General features: G+C 57.9%; 5 protein-coding genes. 4 read left to right on the forward strand and 1 reads right to left on the reverse strand.

What is annotated here, in order from left to right:
- Positions 1 to 106: 106 nt before the first annotated feature.
- Positions 107 to 1282 (reverse strand): GntR family transcriptional regulator, encoded by a 1176-nt coding sequence (locus tag PA598K_RS03720; protein ID WP_128655560.1) that lies wholly within the window; start codon positions 1280 to 1282, stop codon positions 107 to 109.
- 250 nt (positions 1283 to 1532) lie between these two features.
- On the opposite strand from PA598K_RS03720, the gene PA598K_RS03725 reads away from it, so the two are divergent.
- From PA598K_RS03725 to PA598K_RS03740, 4 genes are all read left to right on the forward strand, one after another.
- On the forward strand, positions 1533 to 4388 hold the full coding sequence (locus PA598K_RS03725; protein WP_128655561.1) for an alpha-mannosidase: 2856 nt from the start codon (positions 1533 to 1535) through the stop codon (positions 4386 to 4388).
- A 17-nt stretch (positions 4389 to 4405) separates the two neighbouring features.
- Positions 4406 to 5380, forward strand: a complete 975-nt coding sequence (locus PA598K_RS03730; RefSeq protein ID WP_128655562.1) for an ABC transporter permease — start codon at positions 4406 to 4408, stop codon at positions 5378 to 5380.
- Positions 5374 to 6327 carry a carbohydrate ABC transporter permease gene (locus tag PA598K_RS03735; RefSeq protein ID WP_128655563.1) on the forward strand — a complete coding sequence of 318 codons (954 nt, stop codon included), beginning with the start codon at positions 5374 to 5376 and terminating at the stop codon, positions 6325 to 6327. Before PA598K_RS03730 ends, PA598K_RS03735 begins: the two co-directional genes overlap by 7 nt.
- 61 nt (positions 6328 to 6388) lie before the next feature.
- Positions 6389 to 7999, forward strand: coding sequence for an extracellular solute-binding protein (locus tag PA598K_RS03740; RefSeq protein WP_128655564.1), 1611 nt, complete (start codon positions 6389 to 6391; stop codon positions 7997 to 7999).
- Positions 8000 to 8276: the final 277 nt, after the last annotated feature.

The following is an 8276-nucleotide window of genomic DNA, read 5'->3' on the forward strand; positions in this document are numbered from 1 at the left end:
AGAGGAGGGGGAGAGTAAGGTTGGTGAGTGGGAGAAGGATGGAGCGAGCTGCGCCTGTGGGCAAAGAAAGCAAAACGGCAGCTCGCTCCGGCTATGTTGTGTATGTCTATTGATCCCCACCAATAGGCGGGGCAGTCGATTGCCGCACCACGAGCCGGGTGGGCAGCGTCAGCTTTTTGCGCTCCTGCAGCGGGTTGTCGATAATCGAGAGCAGCAGCCTTGCGGCTTCGATGCCGAGCTCGCTCTCCTGCTGGACGACGCATGTCGGCGGGATGCGGGAGAGCCCGGAATGCTCGAAGTCGTCGCAGAGCACGACAGACAGCTGCTCGGGCACGCGGAGGCCGAGGTTCGCTGCCGCCTGCAGCGTCGCCAGACCGCTATAGGTCGTAGCGGCGAATACGGCGGTGACGGTTGGGTTTTGCTCCAGAAAAGCCTGGATGCGCAACGTCATCCGCTCGAGCTGATCTCCCTGCTGCGCTCGATGCTCCGGCGTCAGCTCCGGGTCCTCCGACTCAAAGCAGGTCAGGCGCGGGCCGAACGGATATTGCTTGGCGGATAGCGCCCGCTCGTAGCCTGCGATGCGCTCCTCGAGGCTGGTCGTGTTGCGATCGTGGACGACGACGAAGGCAATGTTCCGATGGCCCAGCTCGATGAGGTGCGAGACCGCTTCATAAGCGCCGCCGATATTGTCCGAGCAGACGCAGTTGGTCTCGACTCCGCGCAAATACCGGTCGATGACGACCACTGGAAATTTGTTCAGCGTCAGCCGCAATATCTCTTCGTTGTAGGTCTCCCCGTCCACCGGAAAGATCATCACCCCGCGCACGCCCATGCGTACGGAGTCGACGAGCAATCGACGTTCCAGCTCCTGCTCGTTGCGCGTCGAGCGGACGATCAGCTGATACCCTTGCTCGGCCAGATAATATTCCGCTCCCGTCAGGATGCTCGCGGACAGGCTGCTCTGGATATGCGGCGTGAGCAGGACGATCAGCTTCATCGTCGACACGCCCGCTTCAGTCGCCTGGACGGGGCTGGAGCGATGCTCCTCGCCGACAACTTGCGAGATAAAGGAGCCTTTGCCTTGAATGCGGTATACGAGACCTTCCTTCACCAGCTCCGCCATCGCTTTCTTTACGGTAAAGCGGCTGACGTTAAATTTCTCGGCCAGCTCCTGCTCCGTGGGCAGTTGGTCATCGGCCTGCCAGTGCAGCTGTTGGATATTGGCCAGGATATAGTCCCGGATCTGTGAATAGAGCGGCGTGCGCTTCGTGTTTCGTGTCATTCGCAGGATTCAACTCCAGTTCGTTATCATTAGGTCCCATTTTACCACAATCGGTCGGACAAAACACATAAATATACCAATATACAACCTTTAGACCTTCGCAATCCGGATTCCATCCCTTTTGCGATCGTTCAAAAAGTTAAGCTTTACAACGGGATTGAATTATAATATATTTACTCGTGAGAAAGGTATCTAAATATGAATAATTGGTATATAGGTATCTAAAAGAAACTTTGTGGGAGTGAATCCAATGACATCCACCCTGGAGCGCCGACTGAGAGATCTGCTTGGTCCGGAACCCAAGAGCTACTGGGAAGAGAAAATTACGGAGAAATACGGCTACTGGGGCGGGCGCATGCTGGCGCAGCTCAGCTTTGCCTACGAAATGTCCAAGGTAAACGAAGGCAAATATGACGGGGCTATCGAGAAAGCGCTTACGAATGTGGAGGCGCAGCTAGCCGCAGAGGGAGTCATCAGCAAGTCGATCGTGCTGGAGACGGAAGCTCAATTGCAGGAGCTTGCGGAGCAGGCCAAAAGCTACGAGGTGCTGTGTGTCGCGCATGCGCATATCGACATGAACTGGATGTGGTCGTGGGACGAGACGGTCGCTGTCACGCTCGATACGTTCCGGACGATGCTGAACCTGATGGATGAATACCCGACGTTCACCTTCTCGCAGTCTCAGGCGTCGATTTATCGAATCGTCGAGCAATTCGCGCCAGCCATGCTGGCGGAGATCAAGCAAAGAGTGAAGGAAGGACGTTGGGAGGTGACGGCCTCTCACTGGGTGGAAGCGGACAAAAATATGCCGAGCGGCGAAAGCCTCTCCCGCCATATGCTTTATGCCAAACGTTACCTGGCGGAGCTGTTCGAGTTGGACATCGACAGTCTGAACATCGACTTTGAGCCGGATACGTTCGGCCACAGTCTCAACGTGCCGGAGATTCTCGCCAACGGGGGCGTCAAGTTTTTCTACCACTGCCGGGGCAATGAGGCGCCGATTTTCTACCATTGGGAAGCGCCTTCAGGCCAGTCCGTACTCGTCTATCGCGAGCCCACCTGGTACAACGACAATATTCAGTCTTCGCTCGGCACCTATGTGCCGGACATTTGTCGTCAGACCGGACTGAACACCTACCTGAAGGTGTATGGCGTCGGCGATCATGGCGGCGGCCCGACGAGGCGCGACCTCGAGCGGCTGATCGATATGAACGACTGGCCGATCTATCCGCGTCTGCGATTCGGGACGTATCGCGAGTTTTTTGCCCTGGCGGAGAAGGTGGCGGATCGCTTCCCTGTCGTCAGAGGAGAGCAGAACTTCGTATTCACTGGCTGCTACACCTCGCAGTCGCGGATCAAGACGGCGAATCGGATGGGCGAAGCTGCGTTGAACGAAGCGGAAGCGTTCAACGCCGTGGCCAGCGTCGAGGCGAACGCCGTCTATCCGGGCGAAGCGTATGAGGAAGCCTGGCGCAATGTGCTGTTTAATCAATTTCACGACATCCTGCCGGGCTCTGGCGTCATCGAGACGCGTGAGCATGCGCTAGGGCTGTTCCAGCAGACGATGGCGATCGCCAATACGAATCGCAAGCTGGCGATGGAGCAGCTCGCAGCCGGGATCGATACATCGGCTTTGACAGGCGACGGCGATCGGCTGACGGTGTCAGAGGGGGCGGGGGCCGGCTACGGCTCGCGGACATTCCAGATTACCCAGGTCGAGCGGGGACGCGGCAATACCCGGATCGTGCATCTGTTCAACCCTTCTGTCCATGCGCGCGAGGAGGTTGTCGAGATCGTGCTGTGGGACTGGAAGAGCCCGATCAAGGAGCTGGCGGTACGCGATAGCGCAGGGCAACCGGCGCCGTACCAGGTGATCGACCAAGGGTACAATGTGTACTGGGGACATGATTATATCCGCATCCTTGCGTTCGCCAAGGCTCCGGCGTGTGGCTATGCCACTTATACGATCTCCGAGGGGGATGCAACGGTCGGGCCGTACCAGGCGACGGAGCCGCGCATCGATCTCGAGGATACGTATGTGCTGGAGAATGAACGGCTGCAGGTCGTGTTCGATACGCGCAATGGTACCGTCCGCTCGCTCCTCAACAAGGAGACGGGCGAGCAGCTCATCGATCCGGCAAAGCCGGCCGGTATGTTCCGGCTCATCCAGGAGGACCCCGAGCGGGCGATGACCTCCTGGCGAGTCGGTCGCTATATGGAGGTCGAGAGCCTGCATGATCGTGCGGTCAAGATCAAAAAAGGCGTCTGGGGGCCGCTGCGGCAAACCGTACATCTGGAATTCCGCTTTGGTCAGTCGCTCTTGCGAGCTTACATCTCGCTCGATCACGGCAGTCCGTTCCTGAGATACGATCTGGAATGCGACTGGCATGAGATCGGCCGGCCGGGCGACAGCGTACCGCAGTTGAACTTCTATTGGCCGCTTGCCGCTGCGATCAAGAGCTATCAGTACGATGTTCCTTACGGGATCATCGAGCGCGAGCCGCTGGCGCACGATGTGCCCGGCAACAGCTTTATGCTCGCCGTTCCGACCGACGAGTCGGCCGCATCCTCTGTCATGCTCGTTACGAATAACAAGTATGGCTTCCGCGGCACGGACGATTCGCTCGCGGTCGCATTGATCCGCAGCTCCTACGATCCCGATCTGCACCCGGAGCTGGGCAATCATCACCGCGCTTCCTTTGCGATCGGCGTGCTGCCGGCAGGTCAGCGAGCCTGCGAACGGATCGAGACGGCTTATCGGTTCAACCATCCGCTGAGCGTGCTGTCCGGCACGGCCCATGCGGGGGGACGCTCGCTCGATGCCAGCTTCCTCGAGCTGGTGGGCGGCACAGCGGCGGTATCCGGCTTGAAGATGCCGGAGGAGGCGGAGGGCGGCAAGGTGTGGATCATCCGTCTGTACGAGACTGAGGGAGCGCCGACGACCGTCCGCCTGCGGGTGGCTGCTGCGGTGACGGAGGCCTGGTTCGTCGACACGCTGGAGCGCAGGCTGCCGGACGGCGGAGCGGTGCGGCTGGAGGAGACGGGGATCATCGCTTTTGAATTGCCGGCCTACGCCGCTGCAGCGGTCCGGCTGCAGTTTGGGTGAAGGCAGGATAACCCATAATGAAAAAAAAGGGGGGGACTTCTCTGAGCATCCATGTACCCGAAGCGAACGAACGGCAGCTGCGGTCGACGAAAAAAAAGCTTTTCACACGTGTGTGGGAGGCTCGCTTCATCTACCTGCTGATCGTTCCGACGATAGTGTACTTCATCATCTTTGCCTATCTCCCGTTTGTAGGTTTGCAGATTGCATTCAAGGATTTTCAGATCTTCAAGGGCATGTGGGAAAGCCCGTGGGTCGGCTGGAAAAACTTCGTCGATGTGTTCGAATCGGCAAAGCTGCCCCAGGTGACGATGAATACGATCGCCATCAGTCTGTACCGGCTGGCATTCGGATTCCCGGTGCCGATCCTGTTCGCGCTGCTGCTCAATGAAGTCCGGGTGCTGTGGTTCAAGCGGACCATTCAGACCGTCACGTATTTTCCGCATTTCCTGTCATGGGTCGTGTTTTCGGGCATCGTCTTTAATCTGCTCGGACCGCTCGGCATCGTCAATCTGGTGTTGACGAACCTTGGCTTTGCGCCGATCAATTTCCTGACGATGCCGGAGTATTTCCGCTCCATCCTGGTCGCGACCGGGATCGCCAAGGAATTCGGCTGGGGCGCGATCATCTACCTCGCTGCGCTCTCGGGCATCGATCCCCAGCAGTACGAGGCGGCCAAGATCGACGGCGCCGGCAAGCTGCGGCAGATCTGGCACGTCACGCTGCCAGGCATCCGATCGGTGATCGCGCTGATGCTCGTCCTGTCGCTGGGCGGCATCCTCGACGCCGGGTTCGATCAGGTGTTCATGATGTACAACGGCGCGGTCATGGGCGTCGCAGATATTATCGACACCTATGTGTACCGTCTGGGGCTGGAGGACGCGCAGTATGAGATGGCGACCGTGTTCGGCTTGCTCAAAGGCATCATCGGCTTCACGCTGATCGTCACAGCCAATGCGATCATTCGCAGATTGGGGGAGAAGTCGCTATGGTAACTGGCTCTAATCCGGACAACACGTCCTTCGATAATGATCCTCGCGTATCGCTGGCCGGTACGAGGCGGCTGGACCGCAATCCGTGGTGGGCGCAGACGATCATCCATGCGATTTTGATCGGGCTTGGGCTGATTACGCTGCTGCCGATGGTCAATGTGCTCGCCGTTTCCTTGAGTGAAGGGCACGCGATTACCCAAAATCCGCTGATGCTGCTGCCGCACGATTTTACGCTGGAGGCGTACAACTATATTTTTGGCACGCAGGTGCTGCTCAGATCGTTTGCTATTACAGTGTACGTCACTGTGTTCGGCACCTTCCTGAACCTCGCATTCACGATTACAGGCGCCTATGGCCTCTCGAAGACGCACATTCCCGGCTACAAGCTGCTCATGTGGATGATCGTCATCCCGATGCTGTTCGGGGCGGGACTGATCCCCTTCTATCTGCTGCTGAAGAGCCTGCATATGCTCAATACGCTCTGGGTATTGATCATTCCCGGGCTGGTCGCGCCGTTCAACCTGATATTGATGCGCAACTTCTTCTGGAACATCCCGGAGAGTCTGGAGGAGTCGGCGCGTCTCGACGGAGCCTCCGAGCTCCAGGTGTTGTGGAAGCTGATTATCCCGCTGTCCAAGCCGGTCATTGCGACGATCGGGCTGTTTTACGCAGTGGGGCACTGGAATGACTTTTTCTCCGGACTGTTCTTCATCAGCGACAATTCGAAGTGGCCCCTGCAGGTCGTCATGCGCTCGATCATCATCGATCAGAACATGATGAACATGGGCGGCGGCGGGATGCGGCCGGGCGATGCGGGCAAGATCGTCGTCAGCCAGCAGAACATCAAGGCGGCGACCATCATCTTTGCGATTGTGCCGATCTTGATCGTCTATCCGTTCCTGCAAAAATATTTTGTCAAGGGCATTATGCTGGGTTCCGTGAAAGGCTGAGTATGTTGAAGTTTCCCTGACGGGAATTTTCATAAAACCAAATAAACGGGGTGTGCGAACGATGAAAAACAGACAAATGGCCCTTGGCGCGTTGGCGCTGCTGCTGCTGGCAACGACGGCGCTCGGCTGCTCCGGCAACAACGGCAAAGCAGGTACGAACAAGACAGGGGAGGGCAACACTCCGGCAGAAAGCGCCGAGGAGGGCGCCAAGCCGGAGATGATCAAGTTCTCCTATCTGCGTCCGACCTGGGGACCGGCGACGTATGCCAAAGGCGGGGCGTATGAGAAGGAGCTGTTCAAGCAGGCGAATGCGGAAATTGAAGTCAGCATCATCCCTGTCATCGACTTCGATGCCAAGATCAACACGATACTGGCCGGCGGCGATCTGCCAGATGTGCTGTGGGCGAACGGTCCCTTGATGGAGCGGGATCGGAACTTGCAGGAGCAAGGGGCGTTCCTGCCCATCGAGGAGTATCTGGACAAGTATCCGGCGGTAAAGGACGCTGTGCCGGACGGGATCTGGGAGCAGCTGCGGGCGGCGGACGGCCATCTTTATTTTATACCGAATCTGATCTACCCGATTACTCCAGCTCCTATCATGTACCGCCAGGACTGGTTCGAAAAGCTGGGTATCGCCGAGCCGACAACTGTGGATGAGCTGGTGGCTGCGCTGGAGGTCATCAAAAACAGCGATCCGGATGGCAACGGCAAAAACGACACGATCCCGCTGACGGCCGGCTACGAATGGTCGTTCAAGGATTTGGCGACCGCATGGGAGGTGTCGATGAACGGCTGGACGCCGGACCCAAGCGACGAGAGCCGGATCATTCCATCGATCGCTAACGAGAAGAATATCGATTTCTTCGTCTGGCTGCAGAGCTTGTACGGCAAAGGGCTGCTCGATCCGGAATTCAAGCTGAACAAGGAGCCGAATTTCGCCGAGGACAAATTCAACGCAGGGATGGCCGCGGTCATCGCCACGCCTTGGGTCAGCTACATCGAGAAGGTCACGAAGCTGCAGAAGCTTGACCCGAATGCCAAGGTCGGCATCATGTCGCCGCTCGCCGGTCCGGACGGCACGCCAGGCGGGACGCGCTCGGTATTTCCGGTGGACCGAGGCTTCTACATCTCCGCCAAGGCCAAGGACCCCGACGGTATCTTCCGTTATCTGAATTGGACGCTGACGGAGGGCTCGGACTTCCGCCGATATGGGGTGGAGGGCAAAACCTACAACGTGGTCGACGGCAAAAAAGTTGTGATCCCGAACGAGCAGCGCGAAGCGGACTACAAGGGCGAGCAAATCGAGCCGCTGCGCTTCCTGGATCCGATCAGCGAGAAGCTGGACTGGGATAGCTTGCAGTTGGACTACGAGGGTGCAGGCGTCGGCGAAAGCTTCGAGTATGTGAAGGGCAAGTTCGAGGAATACGCAAAAATCGACTATCCGGATTGGCGGGATTATACGATCGCCTCGCCAGCCGATGCCGAGCTCGGCGCAAGGCTGTGGAACGACTATATGCAGCCAGTCGTGGACAGCGCCATTATCAGCAAAGCCGCAACCAAGCAATCTTGGCTCGATGCGCTGCAAAAATGGAGCGAAGCTGGCGGTCAGAAAATTATCGATGAAGTGAACGAGCTGCAGACGAATAAGAACAAGCCTGACTATGTGAACTAGCAGCTATCGCAGGAGAGCCGGGAAAGAGCAGGGCGAAGGGGGAACCGTTTGACCTGCTCTTTCTTTCATTACGAATGGTTGCGCTTTCAAATAAAGGAAGGGATGGGATGATGATGGACAATAGGATGAGAAAGCTGCGCCGCAAGGGTTGGCGTCTGGCTATGGCGTATGTGCTGGTGCTGACCCTGATCACGAGCGGATGGGGGATGCTGGCTTGGCCTGAGCAGGCGGAGGCCGCTGCGACTGCGCCGACCGTCACGCTCGATACGGCCGACTC

Source organism: Paenibacillus sp. 598K, assembly GCF_003851045.1.
Classification (GTDB): domain Bacteria; phylum Bacillota; class Bacilli; order Paenibacillales; family Paenibacillaceae; genus Paenibacillus_D.